Annotated in this window: 22 protein-coding genes and 2 pseudogenes; 12 read left to right on the top strand and 12 right to left on the bottom strand. The window is 72.2% G+C overall.

Features of this window, described 5'->3' with window-relative positions:
* Positions 1–224 precede the first annotated feature (224 nt).
* From ACFPIJ_RS38990 to ACFPIJ_RS38980, 3 genes are read left to right on the top strand one after another with little or no spacing between them, the layout of a single operon-like run.
* Entirely contained in the window at positions 225–1,295 is a 1,071-nt protein-coding gene (locus tag ACFPIJ_RS38990) for an LLM class flavin-dependent oxidoreductase (RefSeq protein WP_380123077.1), read from the top strand.
* Positions 1,292–2,611 carry an NtaA/DmoA family FMN-dependent monooxygenase gene (locus ACFPIJ_RS38985; RefSeq protein ID WP_380123075.1) on the top strand — a complete coding sequence of 440 codons (1,320 nt, stop codon included), beginning with the start codon at positions 1,292–1,294 and terminating at the stop codon, positions 2,609–2,611. The genes ACFPIJ_RS38990 and ACFPIJ_RS38985 overlap by 4 nt, the downstream gene beginning before the upstream one ends.
* A 10-nt stretch (positions 2,612–2,621) precedes the next feature.
* A complete protein-coding gene (locus ACFPIJ_RS38980; protein WP_380123073.1) occupies positions 2,622–3,344 on the top strand; it encodes an SDR family NAD(P)-dependent oxidoreductase in 723 nt (240 codons plus the stop codon).
* Between the two features lie 9 nt (positions 3,345–3,353).
* Here the strand turns inward: ACFPIJ_RS38980 and ACFPIJ_RS38975 are convergent, their stop codons facing one another.
* The gene (locus tag ACFPIJ_RS38975) at positions 3,354–4,883 is read right to left on the bottom strand and encodes a M1 family metallopeptidase (protein WP_380123071.1); all 1,530 of its coding nucleotides are present in this window, start codon (positions 4,881–4,883) and stop codon (positions 3,354–3,356) included.
* Positions 4,884–5,039: 156 nt separating this feature from the next.
* On the opposite strand from ACFPIJ_RS38975, the gene ACFPIJ_RS38970 reads away from it, so the two are divergent.
* The 3 genes from ACFPIJ_RS38970 to ACFPIJ_RS38960 all read left to right on the top strand — a co-directional run bounded on the left by ACFPIJ_RS38970 (position 5,040) and on the right by ACFPIJ_RS38960 (position 9,439).
* Entirely contained in the window at positions 5,040–6,578 is a 1,539-nt protein-coding gene (locus ACFPIJ_RS38970) for a methyl-accepting chemotaxis protein (protein WP_380123069.1), read from the top strand.
* A gap of 85 nt (positions 6,579–6,663) precedes the next feature.
* The gene (locus ACFPIJ_RS38965) at positions 6,664–8,982 is read left to right on the top strand and encodes an Hsp70 family protein (RefSeq protein ID WP_380123067.1); all 2,319 of its coding nucleotides are present in this window, start codon (positions 6,664–6,666) and stop codon (positions 8,980–8,982) included.
* A gap of 265 nt (positions 8,983–9,247) precedes the next feature.
* Complete coding sequence (locus ACFPIJ_RS38960) at positions 9,248–9,439, top strand: hypothetical protein (protein WP_380123065.1); 192 nt, start codon at positions 9,248–9,250, stop codon at positions 9,437–9,439.
* Between the two features lie 56 nt (positions 9,440–9,495).
* Here ACFPIJ_RS38960 and ACFPIJ_RS38955 read toward each other — a convergent pair whose 3' ends face one another.
* On the bottom strand, positions 9,496–10,062 hold the full coding sequence (locus ACFPIJ_RS38955) for a GNAT family N-acetyltransferase (RefSeq protein WP_380123063.1): 567 nt from the start codon (positions 10,060–10,062) through the stop codon (positions 9,496–9,498).
* A 209-nt stretch (positions 10,063–10,271) separates the two neighbouring features.
* Here ACFPIJ_RS38955 and ACFPIJ_RS38950 point away from each other — a divergent pair.
* The 3 genes and pseudogenes from ACFPIJ_RS38950 to ACFPIJ_RS38940 form a co-directional block, all read left to right on the top strand.
* Positions 10,272–10,874, top strand: a pseudogene (locus ACFPIJ_RS38950) (extracellular solute-binding protein); the annotation flags it as partial.
* An 81-nt stretch (positions 10,875–10,955) separates the two neighbouring features.
* Complete coding sequence (locus tag ACFPIJ_RS38945) at positions 10,956–11,597, top strand: carbohydrate ABC transporter permease (RefSeq protein ID WP_380123712.1); 642 nt, start codon at positions 10,956–10,958, stop codon at positions 11,595–11,597.
* Between the two features lie 15 nt (positions 11,598–11,612).
* Positions 11,613–12,248, top strand: coding sequence for a DUF7003 family protein (locus tag ACFPIJ_RS38940; protein ID WP_380123061.1), 636 nt, complete (start codon positions 11,613–11,615; stop codon positions 12,246–12,248).
* On the opposite strand, the gene ACFPIJ_RS38935 is transcribed toward ACFPIJ_RS38940, so the two are convergent.
* The 9 genes and pseudogenes from ACFPIJ_RS38935 to ACFPIJ_RS38895 all read right to left on the bottom strand — a co-directional run bounded on the left by ACFPIJ_RS38935 (position 12,234) and on the right by ACFPIJ_RS38895 (position 20,291).
* Positions 12,234–12,437 carry a hypothetical protein gene (locus tag ACFPIJ_RS38935; RefSeq protein ID WP_380123059.1) on the bottom strand — a complete coding sequence of 68 codons (204 nt, stop codon included), beginning with the start codon at positions 12,435–12,437 and terminating at the stop codon, positions 12,234–12,236. The genes ACFPIJ_RS38940 and ACFPIJ_RS38935 overlap by 15 nt on opposite strands.
* A pseudogene (locus tag ACFPIJ_RS38930) lies at positions 12,437–12,559 on the bottom strand (AraC family transcriptional regulator); the annotation flags it as partial. The gene ACFPIJ_RS38935 and the pseudogene ACFPIJ_RS38930, both read right to left, overlap by 1 nt.
* A gap of 69 nt (positions 12,560–12,628) precedes the next feature.
* Positions 12,629–13,165 (bottom strand): P-loop nucleotide/nucleoside kinase family protein, encoded by a 537-nt coding sequence (locus tag ACFPIJ_RS38925; protein ID WP_380123058.1) that lies wholly within the window; start codon positions 13,163–13,165, stop codon positions 12,629–12,631.
* A gap of 58 nt (positions 13,166–13,223) precedes the next feature.
* Positions 13,224–14,705: an arabinofuranosidase catalytic domain-containing protein gene (locus ACFPIJ_RS38920; protein ID WP_380123056.1), complete on the bottom strand. Its 1,482-nt coding sequence runs from the start codon at positions 14,703–14,705 to the stop codon at positions 13,224–13,226.
* A gap of 166 nt (positions 14,706–14,871) precedes the next feature.
* Complete coding sequence (locus ACFPIJ_RS38915) at positions 14,872–15,315, bottom strand: hypothetical protein (RefSeq protein ID WP_380123054.1); 444 nt, start codon at positions 15,313–15,315, stop codon at positions 14,872–14,874.
* A gap of 41 nt (positions 15,316–15,356) precedes the next feature.
* Positions 15,357–15,929: a DUF4240 domain-containing protein gene (locus ACFPIJ_RS38910; protein WP_380123052.1), complete on the bottom strand. Its 573-nt coding sequence runs from the start codon at positions 15,927–15,929 to the stop codon at positions 15,357–15,359.
* A 166-nt stretch (positions 15,930–16,095) separates the two neighbouring features.
* Positions 16,096–17,031 (bottom strand): GNAT family N-acetyltransferase, encoded by a 936-nt coding sequence (locus tag ACFPIJ_RS38905; RefSeq protein WP_380123051.1) that lies wholly within the window; start codon positions 17,029–17,031, stop codon positions 16,096–16,098.
* Positions 17,031–18,086 carry a hypothetical protein gene (locus tag ACFPIJ_RS38900; RefSeq protein ID WP_380123049.1) on the bottom strand — a complete coding sequence of 352 codons (1,056 nt, stop codon included), beginning with the start codon at positions 18,084–18,086 and terminating at the stop codon, positions 17,031–17,033. Before ACFPIJ_RS38900 ends, ACFPIJ_RS38905 begins: the two co-directional genes overlap by 1 nt.
* A 93-nt stretch (positions 18,087–18,179) precedes the next feature.
* On the bottom strand, positions 18,180–20,291 hold the full coding sequence (locus ACFPIJ_RS38895) for an MMPL family transporter (protein WP_380123047.1): 2,112 nt from the start codon (positions 20,289–20,291) through the stop codon (positions 18,180–18,182).
* A 141-nt stretch (positions 20,292–20,432) separates the two neighbouring features.
* Here ACFPIJ_RS38895 and ACFPIJ_RS38890 point away from each other — a divergent pair, with 141 nt between their 5' ends.
* From ACFPIJ_RS38890 to ACFPIJ_RS38880, 3 genes are read left to right on the top strand one after another with little or no spacing between them, the layout of a single operon-like run.
* Positions 20,433–21,764 (top strand): sensor histidine kinase, encoded by a 1,332-nt coding sequence (locus ACFPIJ_RS38890; RefSeq protein ID WP_380123045.1) that lies wholly within the window; start codon positions 20,433–20,435, stop codon positions 21,762–21,764.
* On the top strand, positions 21,716–22,360 hold the full coding sequence (locus ACFPIJ_RS38885; RefSeq protein ID WP_380123043.1) for a LuxR C-terminal-related transcriptional regulator: 645 nt from the start codon (positions 21,716–21,718) through the stop codon (positions 22,358–22,360). The genes ACFPIJ_RS38890 and ACFPIJ_RS38885 overlap by 49 nt, the downstream gene beginning before the upstream one ends.
* Positions 22,357–23,481, top strand: a complete 1,125-nt coding sequence (locus ACFPIJ_RS38880) for a dihydroxyacetone kinase family protein (RefSeq protein ID WP_380123041.1) — start codon at positions 22,357–22,359, stop codon at positions 23,479–23,481. Before ACFPIJ_RS38885 ends, ACFPIJ_RS38880 begins: the two co-directional genes overlap by 4 nt.
* A gap of 59 nt (positions 23,482–23,540) precedes the next feature.
* Here the strand turns inward: ACFPIJ_RS38880 and ACFPIJ_RS38875 are convergent, their stop codons facing one another.
* The gene (locus ACFPIJ_RS38875) at positions 23,541–24,389 is read right to left on the bottom strand and encodes a LysR family transcriptional regulator (RefSeq protein WP_380123039.1); all 849 of its coding nucleotides are present in this window, start codon (positions 24,387–24,389) and stop codon (positions 23,541–23,543) included.
* Positions 24,390–24,423: the final 34 nt, after the last annotated feature.

The following is a 24,423-nucleotide window of genomic DNA, read 5'->3' as shown; positions in this document are numbered from 1 at the left end:
TCAGCCGGGACAGGAGGCGGACCACACTCGACCGAAGTCGATGTGGTCGCGGGTCCACAGTGGCGTGCGTGCCATGGGCACAGTGCAACAGCGTGGACGCGGCAGTGTCAACGGCGGACGGTCGTTGTTGTCGCCCTTGTCACGGGAACGGGTGCCGGCGTGGACGAAATGCTACTAACCAGATAGGATTCATAGGGAGTATGTCAGGCCGGAGAAAGGCGTCGATGATGTCCCTCGTGCTCGCCCTCGAGATCGACGGCGACGGCGCACACCCCGCCGCCTGGCGCCGGGCCGCGCACCCGCCGTCGCAGCGGATCGGCCCCCGCCGGGTCCGGCAGGTCGCCGAGATCGCCGAACGGGCCGGGTTCACCCTGGTGACGCTCGACGACGACCTGCTGCCGCCCGACGGCCCCGCCGGCCGGATCGGCGCCGTGGAGCGGGCGGCGTTCATCGCCGCGTCGACCAGCGTCCTGTCCGTCGCGCCGGTGGTGTCCACCACCTACAGCGAGCCCTTCCACGTCTCCTCGCAACTCGCGTCGCTCGACCACATCGCCGTCGGCCGGGCCGGCTGGGTCGTCTCGACCAGCCCGCAGCCAGAGGCCGCCGCGGCGTGGGGACGGCCCACCGCAGACCCCGTGCAGGAGGCGGTGGATGCGGCACGGGTGGTGCGGGCCCTGTGGGACTCGTGGGAGGACGATGCCGCGATCCGCGACGTCGCCACCGGCCGCTATCTCGACCGGGACCGGCTGCACTACGTCGACTTCACCGGCGCGACCTACACGGTGAAGGGCCCGGCGATCGTCCCGCGGCCACCGCAGGGGCAGCTGGTGGTGCTGGCCCCGCACGGGCTTCTGCCCGCCGATGAGGTCGACGTCGCGCTGGTCGGCGGGGACGACGTGGCTGCGCTGCGGCGGGCCGCCGTCGCGGCGTCGACGCCACGGACGTTCGCGGAGATCGAGGTAGCCCTCGACACCTCCACAGTGGACGGCGCCGATCGGGTCGAGGACCTCGGCAGGCACGCGCCGTGGCGCTCGAGCGGGCGCCTGCGGTACACCGGAAGCGCGGGCGGACTCGTGACCCTGCTGCGCGAACTGGACCGGCAGGGCGGCCCCGACGGCGTCCGGCTGCATCCGCTCGTGCTCGACGAGGACCTGCCCGTGCTGTCGCAGTACGTCGTGCCGGCCCTGATCAATGCCGGTGTCGCCGCGCGCCCGGTGCCGGGCGCGTCGCTGCGCCAGTCGCTGCGCCTGCACCGCCCGAAGAACCGGTTCGCGCTTTCCGGAGGAACCGCATGACCCGCACCGACCCGAACGACGTCCCCCGGCCGGACGCGCAGCTGCACTTCGGCGTGTTCTTCCAGGGCGTGAACTACTGGACGATCTGGTCCGACCCGGCCAGCGGCTCGCAGATCTCCCCGGAGTCCTACCGCCGGGTGGCCCAGACCGCCGAACGCGGCCTCTTCGACGCGTTCTTCCTCGGTGAGGGGCTGCGGCTGCGGGAGGTCGGCGGGCGCGTGCACGAGCTCGACGTCGCCGGCCGCCCCGACGCGATCACCCAGCTGGCGGCGCTCGCCGCGGTCACCGACCGGATCGGCCTCGTCTCCACCACCAACACCACCTACAACGAGCCCGCCGACCTGGCCCGCCGCCTCGCCGGGCTGGACCTGCTGTCCGACGGCCGGGCCGGCTGGAACGTCGTCACCACCGACAACGCGTGGACGGGGGAGAACTTCCGCCGCGGCGGCTACCTCGACCACGCCGACCGCTACCGGCGCGCCGAGGCGTTCCTGACCGCCGCCCGCGCGATCTGGGACGGCTTTGCCGGGGACACCCCGACGCCCGTGCGGATCCGCGATGAGCACTTCACCGTGGACGTCACGCCAACGGTGCCGCGCAGCCGGCAGGGGCATCCGGTCATCTTCCAGGCCGGCGACTCGAGCGAGGGCCGCGACTTCGCCGCCCGCAACGCCGACGTCATCTTCTCCGCCCACGGCACCGACTTCGACGACGCCCTCGCCTTCGCCGACGACATCCGGGCCCGCCTGCGCGTCGCCGGGCGCCCCGAAGACGATCTGCGGATCCTGCCGGGCACGTCGATCGTCGTCGGCGCGACGGCCGCCGAGGCCGAGGAGAAGGCCGCGTGGGTCCGGCGGGAGCAGATCACCCCGGCCACCGCCCTCGCCCAGGCCGGCCTGCTGTGGAACCTCGACCTCAGCGGCTACGACCCGGACGGCCCGCTGCCGAAGGACGACCCCCGGCCGCAGGACACCAGCGGCGCGTTCGGCGCGGCCCGGGTCGCCGACGCGCAGGGCATCATCGAGCGGTGGCGGCAGGCCGCCGACGCGAACGGCTGGTCGCTGCGCGAGACGGTCATCAACCTCGGCCAGCGTGCCCGCGGGCACGTCGGCACCCCGCAGGCCCTCGCCGACAAGTTCGCCCACTTCGTGCGCCACGGCGCCGTCGACGGCTTCAACGTCTCGCCCTACCTGGTGCCGCACGGCCTCGACGACATCGTCGAGCTGCTGGTGCCCGCGCTGCAGGAGCGGGGCATCTACCGCACTGCCTACACTGGCAGCACCTTGCGGGAGCACCTGCACCTTCGCCCACGCTGAGGAGTTACCCATGCGTTCAGTCGTCGTCACCGGTGGCGCGACGGGGATCGGCTACGCGGTCGCTGCGGCCTTCGCCGCGGCAGGCGACCAGGTGGTCATCACCGGCCGCCGGGAAGGCCCGCTGAAGGAGGCCGCGCAGCGCATCGGCGCGACCGCGGTCGCCTTCGACGCCGCCGACCCGGCCGCGGTCGCCGGGGCGCTGCCCGCCCTGCCCGCCCACGTCGACGTCCTGGTCAACAACGCCGGCGGCAACACCAGCTTCGACCGGCCCGACCCCGCCGACGGCGACCTCGAGGCCCTCGCCGCGAACTGGCGGGCCAACCTCGACGCCAACCTGCTGTCTGCGGTGCTCGTGACGGCCGCGCTGACGCCCAGGCTCACCGACCACGCCCGGATCGTGACGATCGGCTCGATCGCGGCCCGGCAGGGCGCCGGATCGTACGGCGCGGCGAAGGCCGCCGTCGAGGCGTGGACCGCGTCGATCGCGAGCGAGCTCGGCCCGCGCGGCATCACCGCCAACGTCGTGGCCCCCGGCCTGATCCTCGCCACCGAGTTCTTCCGCGACCGGCTGACCGAGGACGGGATCGGCCAGCGGGTCGCCGCCACCCGCAACCGGCGGGCCGGCGCGCCCGACGACGTCGCCGCCGCGGTGCTGTTCCTCGCCGCGCCGACCGCCGGGCACGTCACCGGCCAGGTCATCCACGTCAACGGCGGCGCCTATCTGGGCCGCTGAACGCCCCCGTCACCGGTCGCAGGGCGCGGTCCGGACGTGCACGGTTGCCGGGCAGCCGGTGGCCGGCGCGGCGAAGGCCGGCGCGGGCCGGGGGTCCGGGTTCGGGGGCTTCTCCGCGCCGACGAGCCAGGCCTGCAGGAACGGGCGCAGGTCGCGGCCGGCCAGGCGGGACGCGAGGGCGATGAACTGGTCGGTGGTGCCGTTGCCGTAGCGGTGGTCGGCGGCCCAGGTGCGCAGGATGTGGAAGAATGTGGCGTCACCGACGTTCATCCGTAGCGCGTGCAGGGTCATGCCGCCGCGCATGTACGCCGAGATGCTCCCGTAGCGTTCGCCCGCCGGGTTGTACGCGGGCTCCCAGAACGGCGAGTCCATCGGCAACTCGTAGAACGTGTTGAACTGGTCGCGGACCGTGCGCCAGCCGTCGTGCTCGCCCCACAGCCACTCGCCGTAGGTGGCGAAGCCCTCGTTGAGCCACAACTCGTACCAGTTGGTCAGGGACACGCTGTCGCCGAACCACTGGTGGCTCAGCTCGTGCGCGACGACGCCGGCTTGGAACTTGCGGCTGCCCTGGGTGAAGTACGAGACCGGGTAGATCGGCCGGGTCTGGGTCTCCAGGGCGAACCACAGCGCGTCGTGCCGCTCGACGATCGCTCCGTTGGACTCGAACGGATACGGGCCGAACAGCGTCTCCAGATAGTCCGTGATCTCGTCGGTGCGCCCGACGACCGGGTCCGCGACCTCCGGCGCGACAGCGGCGTCGACGGCGATGACGGTCGGCCGGCCGTCGTGCAGGTGCTGGTCGACCCGGAACCGGCCGACCGCCATGGTGCTCACGTAGGAGGCGATCGGGGTGAGCGCCGCCCACCGCCACGTCGTCCAGCCGTCGTAGGTGGACGAGCCGAGCGGGACGCCGTTGCCGATCGCGGTCAGCCCGTCGGGCACCGTCAGATGCGTCGAGTAGGTCGCCTTGTCCCGCGGGTGGTCGTTGACCGGATACCACAGGGCCGCGGACTCCGGTTCGCCGGCGACGATCACGCCGTCGTCGGTGCGCACGAAACCGTACTCGTACGGCGCCTCCTCGGGATCCTCGCTCGGAAAGCTGTAGCGCACCGGGATCCCGTGATACCGGACGTCGACCGTGAACGGCAGGCCCTTGCGCAGCCCGCGGGCGGGGGTGATGACGAGTTCGCCGCCGTCGCGGGTCCACGTCGCCGGCCGGTCGTTGACCCGGACCGCGTCGACGGTCAGGCCGGTCAGGTCGAGGTCGAAGCGGGACAGGTGCTGGGTGGCGGCGGCGAGGATCGTGGTGCGGCCGGTCAGCTCGTCCGTGGCGGGCGAGTAGCGCACGTCCAGGTCGTAGTGCCGCACGTCGTAGCCGCCGTTGCCGGCCAGGGGGAGGTGCGGGTCGCCGAGCCCGGGCGCGCCGGGCGTGAAGGTCGCGGGGCCGGCCGCGGCGGCGGGTGCCGCCGGGGCGACGCCGAGCAGGCCGGCCACGGCCGCCGCGACGAGTGTGCGGCCGTGTCTGTGACGTAGTGCCATCGATGTACCCCCGTGGTCGCACATGGTTGCCGTCATAGGACGGACCATCGAGCCATCGACGAGGTTGCACGTCCGTTCCGCTCAGGTGACCCAATGTGGTGCCGATGAGCTGTGCAAAGTCGTCCCGGCCACCATCAAGGGGATCCGTTGGGCCTGTTGCGAGCACGTGCGCGATCCGAGGAGTCCGCCCTACCGGTCCCGCGGGACGTGGAGTCGCTGGAGCAGTTGATCGCCGCGCTGGAGCGCGCCACGGACGAGGTCTCCACCTGGCGGATCACCGTCGAGTCGCTGGTGAGCTCGCACGGGTTCATGTACGGGGCGGTGTGGCTCCCCGGCCCCGACGGCGACCTGCGGCTCGGCTTCGACACCGGCCCGATCGCGGGCGAGCTGAGGACGGCCACGGCCGGTCGGCACCTGACGGTCACCAGCGGCCTGGTCGGGCATGCCCACCAGGCCCGGCGGCCGATCTACGTCGACAACACCCGCGAGGTGCGCGACTGCCTGCGCTGCGAGACGGCGACCCGGGCGGGCGCGGTGTCCGCCGTGGTCATCCTGGTGGTCAAGGCCGGGCAGGTCGTCGCCGTCTTCGAGTACTACTCGCAGCACGAGCTGCGCGCCGACGGGCCGCGGACCGAGAAGTGGAACGCCATCGCCCGCATCGCCGAACAGGCCCGCAGCCAGGCCCTCGCATCGGTGCAGCTGCAGCAGCTCGCCGACGACCGGCTCGCGGTCACCACCGTGGTCGCCGCGCTCGGCCGGGCCCACGACATGCAGAGCACCATCCGCGCCGCGCTCGACTCGGTCCGCAGCTCGTTCGGGTGGGCGTACGGCTCGTACTGGGAGGTCGACGCCACCGGGCAGGAGCTGCGGTTCCAGTTCGAGTCCGGGTCCGCCGGTGAGGAGTTCCGCAAGGTCACCCTCGCGGCCAGCTTCGCCGAGGGCGTCGGGCTGTCCGGCCGCGCGTGGAAGGCCCGCGACCTGGTGTTCGTCCGCGATCTCGCGGAGCTGACCGACTGCGTGCGGGCGCCCGCCGCGCAGCGCGCCGGGGTCCGGTCCGGGATCTGCTTCCCGATCATGAGCGGCGACCGGGTCGTCGGCACGATGGACTTCTTCACCACCGAGTACATCGAGCTCAGCGAGTCCCGCGCGTCGGCGCTGCGCAACGTGCAGCAGCTCGTGTCGCAGCGCCTGGACATCGTGCGGTCCGGCGAGACGGCCGCGGAGAACGCCCGGCAGCTGCTCGACTCGATCTCGCGGCTGCGCTCCGCCAGCCAGGACGCGACCCGGGTCGCCCGGGAGGCGGTGGCCCGCGCCTCGGAGATGACCACGAACGTCACCGCGTTGAGCGAGTCGTCGATCGCCATCGGCGACGTCATCAAAATCATCTCGTCGATCGCCGACCAGACGAACCTGCTCGCGCTCAACGCGACGATCGAGGCCGCCCGCGCGGGCGACGTCGGCAAGGGGTTCGCGGTCGTCGCCGGCGAGGTCAAGGACCTGGCCCGGGAGACCGCCACGGCCACGCAGAAGGTCGCCGAGCAGATCGCCGGCATCCAGACCAACGCCCAGTCGGTCACCGACGGCATCCACGTCACCAGCGAGACGATCGGTCAGATGGACACCGTCCAGGCCCGCATCAACGAGGTCCTCGAGGACCAGGCGCGCATGGCCCAGCTGCTGGAACGTTCGTCGTGACAGCAGCCCGGCCGGACCGGCCGGGCCTTCGAACGCGGTGACGGGCTCAATCGCTTCGCTTGACGGCGACCTATATCTTGCTGCCATGCAGCCGTGGCAGACGTCGCTCGGGGTCGATCTGGGCACCTCCCACACCGTCGCGGTCCTCGCCACACCTGACGGCCGTGACCAGCCGCTGCTTTTCGACTCCAGCCCGTTGCTGCCGTCCGCGGTGTTCGGCGCCGGCGACCACCGGCTGCTCGTCGGGCGGGACGCGCTGCGCGCCGGCCGGCTGGAGCCGGAGCGCCTCGAGCGGCATCCCAAGCGCCGCGTCGACGACGGCGCGATGCTGCTCGGCACCGACGAGTTCCAGGTCGTCGAGGTCTTCGCCGCACTGCTGCGCCGGGTCGGGGAGGAGGCGGTGCGGGCCGCCGGCAGCCCGTCCCGGGTCGTGCTCACCCACCCGGCCACCTGGGCGGCGCCGCGCCGGCAGGTGCTGACGGAGGCCGCCGCAGCCGCCGGGTTCGGGTCCGTGACGCTGGTCCCGGAGCCGGTCGCGGCCGCCGTCTACTTCACCACCGTCCTGCGCCGCGAGGTGCCGGCCGGGCACGCACTGGTCGTCTTCGACCTCGGCGCGGGCACCTTCGACACCAGCGTCGTCGGCCGGCGTCCCGACGGCGGCTGGCAGGTGCTGGGCGCCGACGGGTCCGACACGGTCGGCGGCGTCGATCTCGACGCGGCGGTCGTCGACTGGGTCGGCCGGCCCCTGGCTGCCCGAGATCCGGCGCTGTGGAGCCGGCTGGAGCAGGACCCCCGGCACCGGCAGCAGCTGTACGACGAGGCCCGCATCGCCAAGGAACAACTGTCCCGCCAGGCCATGGCGACGATCCGGGTCCCGCTGTTCGACACCGACGTGCCGCTGACCCGGGAGGAGTTCGAGCAACTGGCCCGGCCGTGGCTGGAGCAGACGGTGGCGCTGACCGCCGGGACGCTGCTGCGAGCCGGGTTGCGCGCGGACCAGATCGCCGGGCTGTTCCTCGTCGGCGGGTCGAGCCGGATCCCCCTTGCCGGGACGCTGCTGCACCAGCGGCTCGGGGTCGCGCCGACGCTCATCGAGCAGCCGGAGCTCGTCGTCGCGTACGGCAGCCTGCACGCGGCCGCCGCGCCCGCGCCCGTCGCGGGGGCAGCCCCGTGGCCGGGTGGGGCACCCGTGGCCGGACCACCGCCCGTGATGCCGGTGTCCGGTCCGCCGCCGGCGATGCCCGTGTCCGGGTCGCCGCCGCCGGCGATGCCGGTCTCCGGGCCGCCAACCGTGACGCCAGTGTCCGGGCCGCCGACGTTCGGGTCCACCCAGGCGGGCGCGCCGCCCGCCCCGGCCGCGAGGGCCGCGACGTCGGCCGACGCGACCGCCTGGCGGGTCCCGCCGAACCGGCCCGGAACGGCCGGCCGGCGCACCCTGACCCGGGTCCTCGCCGCGGTCGCCGCCGTCATCCTCCTCGCCGGCGCCGGATACGCCATCCGCCAGGCAACCACGAACCGCGACGACGACGGCGGCAGCCGTCCGCCCGGCAGAGGCGGCACCACGGCCGCGGCGGGTCAGCCGAAGGGCACCCAGTCGATCACCGTGTCCCAGGTCGTCTGGTACGCGGCGGCGAAGTTCACCTTCGGCACGGTGACGTATCAGCCGCCCGCCGGCGGTTCCGGCGACGGCACACTCACCGCGGAGGTCCAGGTGGAGAACCTGTCGAACAGACCGCTGGAGCGCGGCATCTACGCCAGTTACAGCAGCGGCAGCCAGCAGCGCACCAAGGGTCAGCTCTTCGACGCCGGTCAGGTCCCGGCGAAGGTGCAGTCGCCGGGCCGGTTCCGGTTCAGCATCGACCCCGGCAAGGTCGGCGACCTCAAGGCCGGCACCATCACGATCGGTGAGGCGGACGAGGCGATGGCCGTGGTCCCGCTCGGCGACGGCGCCCCGGCCACCACGTTCGAGCCTCGCGAGGTGCTGCCCGCCGTGACGAAGACCGTCGGCAAGCTGCAGTTCGACCGGCTGACGTGCACGCTGCGCGCGGACCTCCTCGGCGGCGACGGCGTCCTCGACGCGCACCGGCAGGTCAAGGACGGCTACCGTTTCGTGGCCTGCTCATTCGACGTGCGGCCGCTGGGCGACGTCGGTTACGGCGGTCAGGACCTGCGCCCGGTGAACTTCCGGCTTGTGCAGCCCGACGGCGACACACTCGCGCCGGAGAGCCGTACCGTCAAAATCCTCGGCAAGGACCAGCTTGAGCGGGACGTGTGGATCTGGTTCACGGTGAGGACGCCGCTGCAGCCGGGCAAGTACGTGCTGCAGCTGCTGTACCTGGGCCTGTCCGGCAAGGACGCGCCGACGCCGGCGAACACGCTGCCGATCGAGCTGACCCTGGCCTGAACCGCTCAGCTGGGCGGTGCTACTGCCGACGTGAGGACCGGGATCCCTCACCCGGCGGAGGCAGTGCCGATGACCCGCTTCACGATCAGGACGAAGCTGTTCGCCGTGGTCCTCGGCCTGTTCGTCGCCGGGTTCGGCACCCTCGTCACGCTCGTCGTGACCCAGACCAGCGACTGGTCGAGGCGATCGGGAGATCGGCGCGATCATCGCCCGGATCAGCGAGACCCAGCTGACGATCGCCTCAGCCGTCGAGGAGCAGACCGCGGTGACGAGCGAGATCGGCCGCAGCGCCGGCATCGCGGCGCAGGTGACGACGGCGATCGCCGGCAACATCACCTCGGTCGCGGCGGTGGCCGAGGTGACCGACGCCGGCGCCCGCAGCACCGAGACGGCCGCGACCTCGGTCACGACGGTCATCGCCGACCTGCGCACCCTCCTGTCCCAGTTCCGCGTCTGACCTTTCCCGTGATCCGGAAGACCGTGAGTACCCAGGGGTGGTCAACGTCTTCCGGATCATGAGAGCAGCAGCTCGCCGGGGAGCAGGCTGAAGATCATGGTGTCGCGGCGGGCACCCTTGAACGGGATGTGGGAGCGCAGCACGCCCTCGCGCACGAACCCGCACCGCTGCGCGACCCGGGCCGAGGCCGCGTTGTCGGGGCCGCAGGTGAGCTCCAGGCGTTGCACGGCAAGCACGTCGAACGCCCACCCGGCCAGTAGCCGCAGCGACCGGGTCGCGACACCGCGGCCACGGGCCCACGGCGCGACCCAGTAGCCGACCGCGGCCCGTTGCTCGGCGGCGGCGACGTCGTACACCGATGCCGCGCCCCACACCCGCTCCGGCCGGGCGGCGTCGGCGACGGCGAGGTTGAGCGACTCGCCGGCGAGCCGGGCCCGCTCGTCGCGCGCGTACGCGCCGGCCACGTCGGCCTCGGTCACCGGCTCGACCCGCGACCAGGAGAAGCGCTGGCACAGTTCGTCGGCGAAGCCCGCGTACCGCTGCGCCGCGTCGTCATCGCGCCACGGTCGCAGCAGCACGACGCCGTCGGTGAGCGGCGGATCGGGGAAGGCAAGGGCGGCCACGAGCCGATCCTAAGAGATCGAGAGTTTCGTCAAATCTCAGCAGAAGTCCGGGTGATGTGCCGTCACATCACAGTTTGATTGCCATCCGTTGACAGAACCCCGTGCCCGGTACCAAGGTCCGGATAGGTCTTTCGACCATGCTCAAACACGTTCGACCACACCCCGACATCTCTCAACACCCCACGTGCCATCCCTGCTCAGGAGGACACACATGCGCGTGGAGCGGCAAGACCGACTGGGCCGGCGCGGACGTCACCGACGCGATCAACGATTACAAGAAGCTGCTGACCTACAGCAACAAGGACCGCGACACGTTCGACTGGACGGACGCGGAGAAGTTGCTGATGGAGGGCAAGGCCGCGTTCCAACTGATGGGTGACTGGGAGGCCGCGGACCTGGACGCCAAGAACTTCTTGGACTACAGCTACTCGGTGTTCCCGGGTAACGGTGACGCGTATCAGTGGCTGGCGGACTCGTTCGTGCTGCCGAAGGGCGCGAAGAACGCCGAGGGCACCAAGTGCTGGCTGAAGACCCTGGGTTCGGCTGCGGGGCAGAAGGCGTTCAACGTGAAGAAGGGTTCGATCCCGGCCCGCACCGACTCCGTCGCCACCGATTACCCGGCGTATCAGCAGGCGGCGATCGCCGACTGGGCGAAGGGGACCCCGGTCCCGTCGTGCCCGCGTGGTTCGGCCTGCTCGCAGGGTTGGCAGGGTGCGGTCGGTTCCGCGCAGGGCAAGTTCTCCTCCGACGGTGACGTCGCGAGCCTGCAGAAGGCGCTCGTCGCCGCGGCCAAGCAGTTCGCCGGCAAGTAGATACTTCGCGCCGGGGCCTTCCGCCGAAGGCCCCGGCATGACGGTGATGGGAGAACGTTGAGCACCAAGAACACCGCCCGGATGCGCCGCTGGGCGCCCGGCCTGATCCTGCTGGCCCCCTCGCTCATCGTGCTCGGCGTCTTCGTGTACGGCCTGATCGGCTGGACCACGAAGCTGTCGCTGACCGATGAGCACGACGCTCTCGGCAGCAAGGGCTTCGTCGGCCTGCAGAACTTCATCGACCTGTTCACCGAGGACATCAACGGCCGGTTCGTGCACTCGCTGAAGAACCTGCTCGTCTTCACCGTCGTGTTCATGCTCGGCGCGCTGCTGCTCGGCCTGCCCATCTGCACCCTCATCTTCCGCAACTACTACGCCACCACCGTCCCCGTCGAACTCATCGAAGCCAGCCGCGTCGACGGCGCCGGCATGCTACGCACCTTCGGCTCCGTCATCCTGCCGCTGTCCGCCCCCGGCTTCGTCGTCACCGTCATCTGGCAGTTCACGTCGTCGTGGAACGACTACCTCTTCGCCATCTTCATGTCCAACACCCGCAACGGCCCCATCACCATCGCCCTCAACGCCCTCGCCGGCGCCCAGTCCCCGGACTACGCCGCCTCCATGGCCGGCGCCCTCATCGCCTCCCTGCCCACCCTGCTCGTCTACATCGTCCTCGGCCGCTGGTTCATCGGCGGGCTCATGGCCGGCTCCGTCAAGAGCTGACTACACTCCCGGGCCATGGACCAAGCCGAGATCCTGGCGCAGCTCGACGCCGCAAACGACGTCAACTCCTTCCCGGATCTCGACAACGGCTACTACTTCGCGGTCGACGCCCGGCTGCACGGATACCGTGACGCCGGGCGCTGGGCCCTCATCATCGAGACCGTCGGCTACTCGCCCCGGGCGGCGAACCTCACCGACGTGCTCCACGTGTTCGGCAACTGCCTGACGCAGGGCGTTCCCGGCTTCGAGGACGGCGACTTCCTCGACCGCGTCGACAACTGGGACGAGATCGAGGACGACGACGAGCCGGAAACCTACCGCGGCGGGCCGATCGTGGTCCGGGGCCAGGCGATCACCGTCGCCGCTGCGCCCGGCGCCGACCTCGAGGACGTGCTGCGCCTGCTCGTGCCGCAGCACCGGGACCTGCTCCTGGCGGACGAGTCGGAGCTGCGCCGGCGCATCCCCGCCGACCTGCCCGAGGTGCTGCGCCTGGACGAGTGGGAGCACCCCGACGTCCACCAGCAGCCGCCGAGCGACAGCCCGACCTTCCGTCAGATCGCCGACGTCCTGGTCACCGGCGACGTGGACCGGTACACCCCGGGCCCGCCGAATACGCACTGGTCGAACTGGCCGGAGTCAGGTTCCCTCTGATTGCTTCGACGGCCAGCGGCTCGTCCATCCGCCCGCCGGGCTCTCGACGCCCGTCTCGCCGTCGAGGACCTCCGCGCACCGCGCCACGCACACCGAGCAGATGATCAGGCCGTCCCGTGCGCCGACCATGTGGACGTCCCGGTTGTGCCGGTCGCAAAGGGTGCAGGTGATGTCGCGGAACTCGGCCATCAGCGCACGGTACCGTGCCGGGCGCGCCAGTCGCGCGGGCTCATTCCGTAGGCGGCGCGGAACGCCTTGCTGAAGTGCGTCGGGTCGGTGAAGCCCCAGCGGCGGGCGACCGCGCCGACCGTCGACCCGGCGGAGGCCGGGGCACTCGCTGACGGTCGACAGCGGCTGGCGCGAGGTCTGCGACACCGCGCTCACGTTCGTCCAGCGGTTCCACTGAGGTCGACCGCCGCCACCAGCCGCTGGTAGGAGTCCTCGAGCGGACCGGTGGTGTCCAGGACGAGGCGTTCGTCGGTGCGCGGCTGATACGACGCCATCGTCCGCTGCACCTGCGCCCACGTCGGGTGGACCCAGCCGGGCAGGTCACTGTCCCTGGTCTCCACCCGGCGCCGGTGCTCGTCGAGGTCGGCGCACACCGTCTCGATCACCAGGTGGCGGCTGCCGAGGGAGGCGGCGAGGTCCCGCCAGCCGGCCCGGGCCTCGGCGACCGGGTTCACCGCGTCGGCGAGCACCAGCAGCCCGCGCCGCAGGTGGTTGGCGGCCACGTCGTGCGCGACGCTGTAGGCGGCCACGCCGGTCTGCTCGGGGGTCAGGCCGTTGCGCCGCATCGCGCCCTCGATCTCGTCGATGCGCACCCAGACCGCGCCGGTCTCGATCGCGAGCCGCCCCGCGAGGGTGGACTTCCCCGTGCCCGGCAGTCCACCGAACTCCACCAGGATGCCGCCGCTCATTTGGTACCCCGTTCGCTGTGGCGCGGCCACCTACCGCGCCACAGCGAAGGTGATCACATCACGGGGCGATCTGCCAGAGCTGGCAGGTGTTGTTGAGCCACATCCACAGCTGGACCTTGGTGCCGTTGGCGGTGCCGCAGTTCTGGTCGTCCAGAACCATGCCGCTGTTCTCGACCACCAGTTCGTAGCGCCCGTTGCCGGCCGGGATGACGGCCCACTGCTGGCAGGTGTTGCCGAGCGACTGCCACAGGTTCGTGGCCGTGCCGAGTGCCTGACCGCAGTTGACCGCGTCGAGGACCTTGTTGGCGTTGACGTTCGTCACGGTCCACTTGTTGGCGCCGACGCTGTTGAACCGCCACTGCTGGCACGTGTTGCCCAGCGCCTGCCACACGTCGATCTGGGTGCCGTTGGCGGTGCCGCAGTTGACGGCGTCGAGGACCTTGCCGCTGGCGAGGTTCGTCAGCCGGTACGTGGCGCCGTTGACGGGGAAGGTGACGCTCTTGCTGTAGCCGACGGCCACGACGTTGGCCTGCACCGCGTTCTCGGTGGCGTCGCTCGGGTAGCCGCTGGTCATGACGCCCTCGAAGAACGAGCCGACCGAGCCGTTGCTGTTGTCGCCGCCGATGCCGAGGATGATCGCGCCCTGCTTGGTCATCGGCCGGTAGCCCGCCTGGGTGGGCAGTCCGCCGTTGTACCGGGTCGCCAGGCCACCGGACTGCGCGTTGCCGTCCTTGATGGCGTAGGTGGTGGTGCCGTTGTTCTTCAGCATCGCCGTCACGAACGCACTGCTGCGGCCCGTGTTGGCGGTCCAGGAGCCGTTGCCGCCGGCGAACAGCCCGTTCTCCAGGTCCGCCGCGACCCGTGGGCCGCCCGCGCACGGGGAGAACCAGCACAGGGTGCCGAAGTAGATGGCGTCCATGTCGCCGTTGCCGGTGTCGAGGTTGTTGGTCTCGGCGTTGCCGTAGTCGAAGCAGCACCGGTCGTTGACGTGCGTGCCCTCGGTCACCATGTACATGCCCTCGGGCTGGCTGCCGGTGGCGATGCCGTTCGTGGCGTTGTTGCGGTACCCGTTCCCGGCCGAGATGTAGACGCCGTAGACCTTGTGCCCGCCGGCGGTCACCGGCAGCGCCGCCGCGTTGGCGCCCTGGTCGGGGGTGGGGTTGGCGCCGCCGCCGGGCGCGATCGTGAGATCGTTGTGCCGGGACGTCTGGTCGTAGATGCGCACGATCGTGCAGTACGTGCCGGAGCAGAACGAGTCCTGCGCCGCCGCGTTGGCGTAGCCGCCGGCGCTCAGCACGCCGATGTTCGACGTCGCCCCGTCCGACCAGCGCCGCACCTGGTAGAGCGAGCCGTTGTACGAGCCGAAGAGCGCCCGCGTGGTGCTGTGCGCGGCGACGCACGGGGTGCCGCCGCCGGCGTAGATGTCGCAGGACAGCGTGCCGGCCGCCTGCGCGGTGGTCGGCAGGGCGACCAGTGCCGCGGCGACGAGCGCCGTGGTGGCGGCGGCGAGTGCTGTGCGCCGCAAAGACCTGAAATCCATGGTGCGCCTTTCCGGGGATGTTAGCGATCACATGGAGTGGCGCGCACATGCTTGACAGCCATCCCATTGGCGGAGGGTGGCTGTCGAGACCATGGCGCAGGCGGCCGCCTGGATGATGAGTGTTATCGCTCACATAGATGATGTCAAGCGGGCAGCCGCTGAGCGGTCACCGCTCGCTCTCCATCACGCGCAGCACACCGCTGTCCAGGTAAGCGGTCCAGTTGTGCGACTTGTCGAGCCAGGTCGGGTCCGCCTTCTCGGCCCGCGCCAGCCAGGCGCAGGCGCCGTCCAGCGCACCGCCGGTCGTGAGGGCCTCCGCCGCCTGGGACCGCAGCGAGCTGGGAACAGCCGAGAGCGCGAGGGTGGTGCGTGGGCGTCTGGGCGTTCCGCGCGTCAGGTGATAAGTGGTGCCGATGTCCGCGTACCGGTCGGCCCGCAACAGGGTGATGACCGTGCTGTCTCCGCCGCGGCCGGGCTGACTGAAGTTGAGCGACAGCAGCCGCACGCCGGCTTTCCGCAGCGCCGCCTCGACGGGCGTCCGTCCGATCGGATACGACCAGCCGGTCCAGGTCCGGTCCCGCCTGTAGTGCTCCCACGGCTCATCCTGCACGCCGCGACTGTAGACCGCCACCGGCAGGTCGCTCCCGCCGGTCAGTCCAGCTTCCGGCGGTCGCCGAACAGTGCCCGGAGCCGCGGGTAGGCACGGGCCGCCGCGGCGTCGTCGAGGTCACGCCACTCGACATCCTCGGGGTTCGGGTCGAAACGGAGGCGGATCTGCCGCTCGTCGGTGACGACGTCACGGATGTCTCCGTCGATGTCGTCGCGTTCCCGGCCCACGTGGAGGGCGACGTACTCCAGCGATTCCCAGCCCGGATAGGCGCGCTCCGGCGCTGCGGCGAGCGGCGCCACCTGCGGCGCTGCGGCAAGGCTGTCGGGATCGGCGATCGCCGCGTCGTACACGGCGCGGCCGTTGCCGACCAGCCACATCTGGAAGTAGTGGAACCCGTCCGTGCTGCAGTACCCGCCGCACATGAGGTTCGCGGCGTGCCACAACCGATACGTGTTGGCCGGTTCCCGGGTCGCCGCCAGGTGCTGGACGAAGTCCAGCAGATCCGCCCGCGGCGCGCGCAGCAGCCGGCGACGCAGCCACGCCTCACGTTCGTCCTGCCCCGCGCCATCGCCAGCGGACGCCTCGATGAGCGCCCAGAATTCGTCCACGTTCACCGGCGAACCCTAAGCCGGCACCGCCGGCATTCCGGCTGTCCGGCGTGGCAACAGGTGGCGAAATCTTGCGCCGTCGCCGTTCACGGCCCGTTGTCGATGCCCCCGGGGGGGAGGCCGCCGAGTCTGGTGAGGAACCTGCCGACCTGCCCGGTCCGGGGTGGCCAGGTCAGGGCAGCGGGCGGCGGAGGATGAAGTTGAAGCCGAACTCGGTGTCGCTGGTGCGCACGTCGACGTAGCCGAGCCGCTGGTAGAACTCGTGCGCGGTGATGCTCGCGCCGGTCTCCATGAACTCGTGCCCCTCGGCCGCGGCGAGTGCCTCGATGTGCCGCATCAGCAGCCGCCCGATCCCACGTCCGATGGCGTCCGGGTGCACGAACATGGTGTACACCTTGTTGCCGTCCCGTGAGACGGTGCCGAGGATCCCGTCCGCCGTGGCGACGAACATCTCCCGCTGGGCGGCGAGCTCGGCGATCCGGGCGGGGTCGAAGTGCGCGCACATCCGCTCGATGATGTCGGCGGAGTAGTCCCTGCTGTTCACCTCGCGCAGGCACCGCTCGATGATGCCGGCGACCACCGGGGCGTCGGCGGCCTCGAACCGCCGGATCGCCGGCTCGTCCCGCGCCTGCCGGAGCAGGTCGGCGGGCCAGTCGCGCTGCTGCGGGGTGTCGGGGACGGCGAGCCCGCGGGCCCGTTCGAGGAGCCGCCACGCCTCCCCGGCCGGGACGCCGTTGAGGACCAGGATGCCGGCGGCGAGCAGCGAGGCCCGGCCGATGCCGATCCGGCAGTGGGTGACGACGTGGGCGCCGCCGCGGACCTGCCCGGCCAGTCGCCGCAGGTCCGGCAGGACGGCGGCCGGGTCGGGCACGGCACGGTCCGGGATCGGGATGGACACGAACTCCAGCCCGGCGGCACGGGCCGCATCCGCCTCGCCGGTGAGGTCGACCTCGGCGCGTTCGTCGTCGGTCAACGCGCAGACCAGGACGTCGACCCCGGCGGCGCGCAGTGCGGCCATCTCGTCGTCGAGCCAGTCCCCGCCGCGCGGCTTGGCCATGGTGCTGAGGCCGCCGGAGGGCACGTCGACGGTGAACAGGGTGGCGCGCATCAGCAGGTGAGGTCGAGGTCGAGGACGGCGACGTCGGAGGGCCCGACGAACACCACGGTGCCGTAGTAGTCGTCCTCGTCGTTCTCGATCTCCTCCACCGGCAGGTAGCCGTGGCACCGCAGGTCGGGTGCGCCACCGACCCTGGCCAGCAGCAGGTCGAGCAGGTCGCGGTACAGGTGCCGGGTGAGATGGCCCGGCGGCACCTGCGGCCACTCCTCGACGCCGCTCCAGCTGCCGTCGAACAGTTCCAGCAGGGAGCCGCGGACGATGGTGTACAGGCCGGCGTCGAGGTCCTCGACGGTGACCGGCCGCAGCTGCGGCGGCTCGTCGGGCTCCTCCTCCCGGGTCCGGGTCCACCAGTCGGCGGCGGCGGTGCGCGGGTCGGCGTCTCCGCGCGGGCCGAGCCAGACCCGGAACGTCACCGGGTTGTTGTTGTTCACCCACAGGTGGGCGCTCAGCAGCGTGATGAGGCAGGCGAGCCGGGTGCGCAGGGCGGCGTCGGCGCCGTCGGCCGCGAGGACCGGCGGTGGCTCGGTCACCGGCGCGGCCGCCACGGTCAGGTGCAACGTCCGCCCGCTCGAGTCGCGCTGGATCAGGTGCAGGTCGTCGCCGCCGGTCGAGACGCGCAGCAGGTCCACGTAGGGCCCGGTCAGCTGTTCGGCCAGGTATGCGAGCAGGACCGTGCCGCGCGGATCGGTGACCGGGATCCGGTCGGCCAGCAGGGCGAGGACCTCGGCGGTCGCCTCCGCCGGCGGGCGGTTCGGCTCATACGGCCGGTTCGGGCCGGGCTGGACCAGGCTGAGCAGAACGCTCGCCGTGCCCGGTGCGACCTCGAAGTCCCCGACCGAGGCCGGTGGCTGCGGCCACGGCTCGGTGGTGCGTTCGGCGGCGGTCCCGGTGACGATCTCGCTGCGCCAGCCGGGCGTGGCGTCGCGGGTCCACTCGGCGAGCAGCCACAGCGCCGCGATCACCGACCACTGCCCCGACGTCGCCCTGCCGCCCAGCGGCGACGGCTGCCGGCGCCAGCCGTCCGTGTATCCCGCCGTCAGATCCAACCCGCCCACCTCCACGCCGGCAAAGAACGGGACCAGTCTGCCACCCGGCACGGCTGTCCCCTCCCGCCGGGAGACGGGAGGGGACGAGATGCCTCAGCTCACCGGTACCGGCGGCGAAACGGGAATCTCAGCGGCGGTCGTGGCCCGCGACAGCCGTCCCGGCCACCACGCGAACCGTCCGATGTGGATGGCCAGGGCGGGGACGAGGAGACTGCGCACGAGCAGCGTGTCGATGAGCACCCCGACGGTGACGATGACGCCGATCTGCATCGATGGCACCATCGGTAGCACGTTCAACGCCGCGAACGTGGCGGCCAGGACCACGCCGGCGCTGGTGATGACGCCGCCGGTGACGGTCAGCGCGTGCAGGACGCCCTTGCGGTGGCCGAGCCGCGCGGTCTCCTCCCGGGCGCGGGTCATGAGGAAGATGGTGTAGTCGACGCCGAGGGCGACGATGAACAGGAACGTCTGCAGCGGCACCGCGCTCCACAGCCGCGGGTGGCCCATGGCGTCCAGGATGAACCCGGCCGCGCCCAGCGCCGCCGCGTAGGACAGCACGACGCTGGCGAGCAGCACCAGCGGCGCGATGAGGGCCCGCAGCAGACCCATCAGCACCAGCAGGATGACGGCGAGCACCAGGGGGATGACGACGAGGTTGTCGCGGCTGGTGACCGCGTCGCCGTCGACCTCGAACGCGGTGTCGCCACCGACGAGCACCTGCGAGTCCGGCACGCCGCGCACGGCGGCACGGAGGCGTTCCAAGGCCTCCTGAGCGGCCGGGCTGGTCGGCTCGGCGGCGAACGTCGCCTCGATGCGCACCCACCGCCCGTCGGCGGAGCGTTCCGGCTCGCCGACCGTCGCGACCCCGTCGACCGTGCGGGCCGCGTCGGCGACCGGGGTCGCGGTGCCGGCGGCGGCGATGACGACGGCGGGCGCGAGGGTGCCGCCCGGGTAGTGCCGTTCGATGAGGTGCTGCCCGGTGATCGAGCCGACCTCGTCGGTGAACGTCTCGTCGCCCGGCAGGCCGACGCTGAGGTTGGTGACGCCGAAGGTGAGCGCGGCGAGCACGGCGGCGGTCGCCAGCCACACGGTGCGCGGACGGGCGCCGACGAGACGGGCGATCCGGGCCCAGACGCCGTGGTCCGCGGCGACGTCCTGCTCCTCGATGCCGGGGGTGTACCGCGGCACGAACGGCCAGAACACCCAGCGCCCGAACAGCACCAGCACCGCGGGCAGCAGGGTCGTCATCGCGAACAGCGTGGCGACGACGGCGATCGCGCCGACGGGGCCGAGGCCGTGCGTGGCCGGCTGGTCGGCGGCGAGCAGGCACAGCAGCCCGATCGCGACGGTCGCCGCCGACGCGCAGATCGCCGGGAACGACCGCCGCAACGCGATGCCCATCGCCTCGTGCCGGTCCTGGTGGCGGCGCAGTTCCTCGCGGTACCGGGCGACGATGAGCAACGCGTAGTCGACGCCGACGCCCACCGCCAGGATCGTCATGATGTTCTGGCTCTGCAGGTCGACGGTGAGCCCGGTGTGCTTCACCAGCAGATACACCACGCCGCCGGCGACCTGGCTGGCGACCGCGGCGGTGAGCAGCGGGATCACCCAGAGCACCGGGCTGCGGTAGGTCAGCAGCAACAGCACCGCCACGGCCGCGACGGTGGCCAGCAGCAGGGTGACGTCGAGCCCCGCGAACGCGTCGGCGAAGTCGTCCTCGGCGCCCGCCGAACCGGTCAGCGCCGTGCGCAACCCGTCCGGTGCCTGCGCGGCGAGCCGGTCCTTCACCGGGGCGACGGCGGCGGTCTGCTGCTCGGCATCACCCGCGAGGGCAAACGTCAGCAGCAGCGCCTTGCCGTCCGCGGCGGGCACCGGCTCGGCGACCGTCCCGCCCAGGGCGTGCGCGGCGAACGCGGCCCGGTCGGCGTCGACCTTGGCCCGGTCGGCGTCGGTGAGGCCGGACTCGCGGACGTAGACGGCGACGGCGACGAGCGCGTCCGGCTCGGGGAACGCGGCCTCCTCCCGGGCCGCGGCCCGGCTCGCCTCCGCGCCGGCGGGCAGCGACCCGAGCGAGTCGTTGTCCTGCACGTCGGCGAGCTTGAGCGCGAGCGGACCCATCACGGCGGCGATGACGACCCACAGGGCCAGCATCACCAGTTTGGTGCGGCGACCGGACGGCAGCCCGGCCATGCGTTGTGTTGGCATCGCGTGTTCCCTCCCTGGAACTGTCTTTCGATGCTTCTGATCCAACGCACCGGCGGGCCGCGGGTCAGGAGTGTCATGTCCCGAAGCGGGGTGGTCCTAGCACCACCGCCGTCGCGGGGGTCCCCGGGTGAGAATGGGACGGTGAACCCGTTGCCGACCTGGCTGCCGGAGCCCGTCCGCCGGGTGCTGACCCCGCCGGTGTGGACCTGGCTGACCCGTGGGCTGCTCGCCGGCCTGCGCAGCGTCCTGCTCGCGATCGGGACGCTGACCACGAACATCACCCTGTTCGTGCTGTTCGTGGTGTCGACCGTCCTCACGGTCGCCGGCGTCGGCATCTTCCTGGTGCCGCTCGTCGCGCTCGGGGTCCGCGCCGTCGCCGACCTCGACCGGCGGCTCCTGGCGCAGTGGACCGGGGTCGAGATCCCGGTCCCTTACCGGCCCCGCCCCGCGAACGCCGGCATCTGGCGGCTGTACCGGTGGGTGGTCACCGACCCAGCCACCTGGCGGGACCTGGCCTGGCTGGTGCTGTCCATCCAGTTCGTCGGGCTGCTGCTGATCGCGCCCGCCGCCCTGATCGCGTACGGGATCGAAGGCATCCTCGGCGTGCCGGTGCTGCTGTACTTCGTGATCGACTGGTATGGCTACGGCGTCTTCTGGCCCATGGACAACCTCGCCGAGGCGTTGCTGAGCTGGCCGCAGGCGGCGGTGCTGCTGCCCGCGGGGCTGACGCTCACCCCGCACACGCTGCGCTGGTTCGCCCTCTTCAGCCAGTGGCTGCTCGCCCCGACCCGGGCCGCCGCGCTCGCCGTGCGGGTCGACCGGCTCACCCAGACCCGCACGGAGACCGTCGACGCCCAGGCCACCGAGCTGCGCCGGATCGAACGCGACCTGCACGACGGCGCGCAGGCCCGCCTCGTCGCGGTCAGCATGAAGATCGGCCTCGCCGAGGAGCTCCTGGCCCGCGACCCGGAGGCGGCGCTGCGGCTGATGGCGCAGGCCCGCGAGCACAGCGGGATGGCCCTCGCCGAGCTGCGCGACCTGGTCCGCGGCATCCACCCGCCGGTGCTGGCCGAACGCGGCCTCGACGGCGCGGTGCAGGCCCTGGCCCTGACCGTCCCGCTCCCGGTCGACGTCGACATCTCCCTGCCCGGCCGCCCCCTCGCACCGGTGGAGTCCGCGGCGTACTTCGCGATCGCGGAGACCGTCACCAACGCCGTGAAACACGCCCGGGCTTTGCATATCTCGATCCGTCTCGGGTACGACCAGGGCCGGCTGCTCATGGTCGTGCGCGACGACGGCCGGGGCGGGGCCTTGCCCGACGGCACCGGCCTGCGGGGGATCGAACGACGCCTCGCCGCGTTTGATGGCACCATGTCCGTGGCCAGTCCGCCCGGCGGACCCACCACCGTGACGATGGAGCTGCCGTGCGAGTTGTCATCGCCGAGGACCTCGCCCTCCTCCGGGACGGCCTGATCCACATCCTCGAGGCGTTCGACTTCGAGGTCGTCGCGTCCGTCGACACCGGCCCGGCGCTGCTGCCGGCCCTGCTCGGCCACCGGCCGGACGTGGCGGTCGTCGACGTGCGGCTGCCACCCACGTTCACCGACGAGGGCCTGCAGGCCGCGATCGCCGCCCGCGCCCAGGTCCCCGGCCTGCCGATCCTGGTGCTCTCGCAGCATGTCGAGCAGTTGTACGCCCGGGAGCTGCTCGCGGCGGGCGTCGGCGGGATCGGGTACCTGCTCAAGGACCGGGTCTCGCACGTCGGGCAGTTCATCGACGCGGTCCGCCGGGTCGCCGACGGCGGCACCGTCATGGACCCGGAGGTCATCGCGCTGCTGCTGGCCCGGCGCCCCGACACCGGCCCCCTCGACGTCCTCACCGCCCGCGAACGTGAGGTGCTCGGCCTGATGGCGGAGGGCCGCTCCAACGCCGCGATCGCCGGCCGCCTGTTCGTGTCGGAGAAGGCCGTCAGCAAACACATCAACAGCATCTTCAGCAAGCTCGGCCTGCCCCCGTCCAGCGACGACAACCGCCGCGTCATGGCCGTCCTCACCTACCTGGACCAGTGACGTTCATCGTTGCCTGGCACCGTTCGGCACACGCTTACGGGCCGGCATCCGACACACCACAGCACCTGCGCGGCCTGACCGACGCCGACCCGGCCACGCGCCGGGCCGCGCTGGCGCACCTGTGGAACGCCGTGCTGCACCAGGGGTCGCTGTACCCGGTCACCGCGCCGGTCGCCGAAGCGATCGCGCGGATGCTGCCCGACGATCGCCTCGACCGACCGGAGCTGCTGATCTACCTCGGCCACGTAGCGGCTCGGGCCGCCCACTACCAGGCGAATCCGGATATGGTCGGTTACCTGCGGCGGGACGACCCGGAGGTGGACGCCTTCGAGGTGTACTGGGAGCCCGCCGACGAACCGGACTTCGTGATCGTGCGACGGTGGGGGTCCGGCTGCGCGCGCCGGGCCGCCGTCGTCGTTCCCTGCCTGGTGCCCTGGCTGGACGCACCGGACCCGGCGGACCGCACTGCGGCGCTGTACGCGGTGGCGTGCTGGATGGGACTGGCCGGCGCTCGCCTGGCGGACGCGGAGCCGGTGCTCGAACGGTTGAGGGCGGTGGCGGGCGACGGCACCGCCGAGCCGGAGCACCGGATCGACTGCGTGCTGGGTCTGGCCGGCGCCGGCGCCGATACCCGCGACCTGCTCGACGACGCCTCAGCGGTGATCCGCACCTGCGCCGCCCTGTCGCCGGCAGTGACCGCCGACCCCCGGACGCTGCGCGTCGTCACCGATGCGCTGACCTGGCCGGGTGGCTGTGACGATTGGCTCCGCGCCGAACCTCCGGTCCCTCACGCCGGGGTGCTGCTGAGCGAGCGGCTGGTCGAGGCCGCGCTGCGTTGCACCGGCGACTTCGACCTGCTCCTGCCGGCGGCCCTGGCGGTCGCCGAGGCGGCGCGCCCGTGGTCGATCGACGGCACCTGGGGCCCGCTGCTGGCGGCTGCCTTCCCGCAGCCGCGGACCGCCCGCCTCCGGCTGGGCGGCGCCCAACGGGCCTATCTGTCGGCGCTTGCCGGGAACGACACCATCTGGCGGGAGCAGCGGCAGGACCGCACCGAACTGCTGGACGGACTCGGGCTGCCAGCGGACCGCGACGCGATCCAGGCCCTTGCAACAGCCGGCTGAGAGCACAGCGCGCGTGCGACGTGCCGTACATGAGCAGCAAAGGTGACTCGAGCAGCCGGTCAGAGGCGGGTGGCGGCACGGACCAGGCCGGCCAGGGCGCGGGAGCGGCTGTGCGGCGGCCAGGCGATCACCGTCGTCACCGGCGGGGCGTCCAGGACCGGCACGGCGGCGAGGTCGCGGCGCAGGTGGGTGCGGCAGGAGTCCGGCATGATCGCCGCCGCCCGGCGCAGCGCGATCAGCTGGAACAGCTGCACGTTGTCGCGGACCTCGGGGCCGGGGCCGTCCGGATACGTGCCGTCGCGGCACGGCCATCGGGGTAGCGGCAGGTCCGGCAGCCCGGTGACGTCTGCGGTCAGCACGCTGCTGCGGGTGGTCAGCGGGTGCCCGGCCGGCAGGACCGCGACCTGTCCCTCGGTGGACAGCTCCTCGACGTCGAACCCGGACGTCGAGTCGAACGGGCGGTGCAGCAGCGCCACGTCGGCCCGCCCGTCGCGCAGCAGCCGCTCCTGCTGGGCGAGCCCGCACAGCACGACGTCGACGGTGACCGCGCCGGGTTCGGCGGCGTACGCGTCGAGCAGCTTCGCCAGCAGTTCGCTGGACGCGCCGGCCTTGGTGACCAGGACCAGGCCGGGTTCGCCGGTCGCGGCGAGTGCGGCGCGGCGGGTCCGGCGGCCGGCGGCGTCGACGGCGTCGAGGGCGGCCTGGCCCTCCCGCAGCAGCACAGCACCGGCCTCCGTCAGCGTCACCGAACGGCTGGTGCGGACCAGCAGGTCCACCCCGAGCCGCCGTTCGAGCTGCCGGATCGCCCGGGACAGCGGCGGCTGCGCGATCCCGAGCCGTTGCGCGGCCCGCCCGAAGTGCAGTTCCTCGGCGACCGCGACGAAATACCGCAGCTCCCGCGTCTCCATTGGCCCAACGATACCCGCAAGGTATCGCTGGGCA

Source organism: Dactylosporangium cerinum (genome assembly GCF_042653625.1).
Classification (GTDB): Bacteria; Actinomycetota; Actinomycetes; order Mycobacteriales; family Micromonosporaceae; genus Dactylosporangium; species Dactylosporangium cerinum.
Note: the sequence above shows the minus strand (reverse complement) of the source record. Positions and strands in the feature narration are given on the sequence as shown.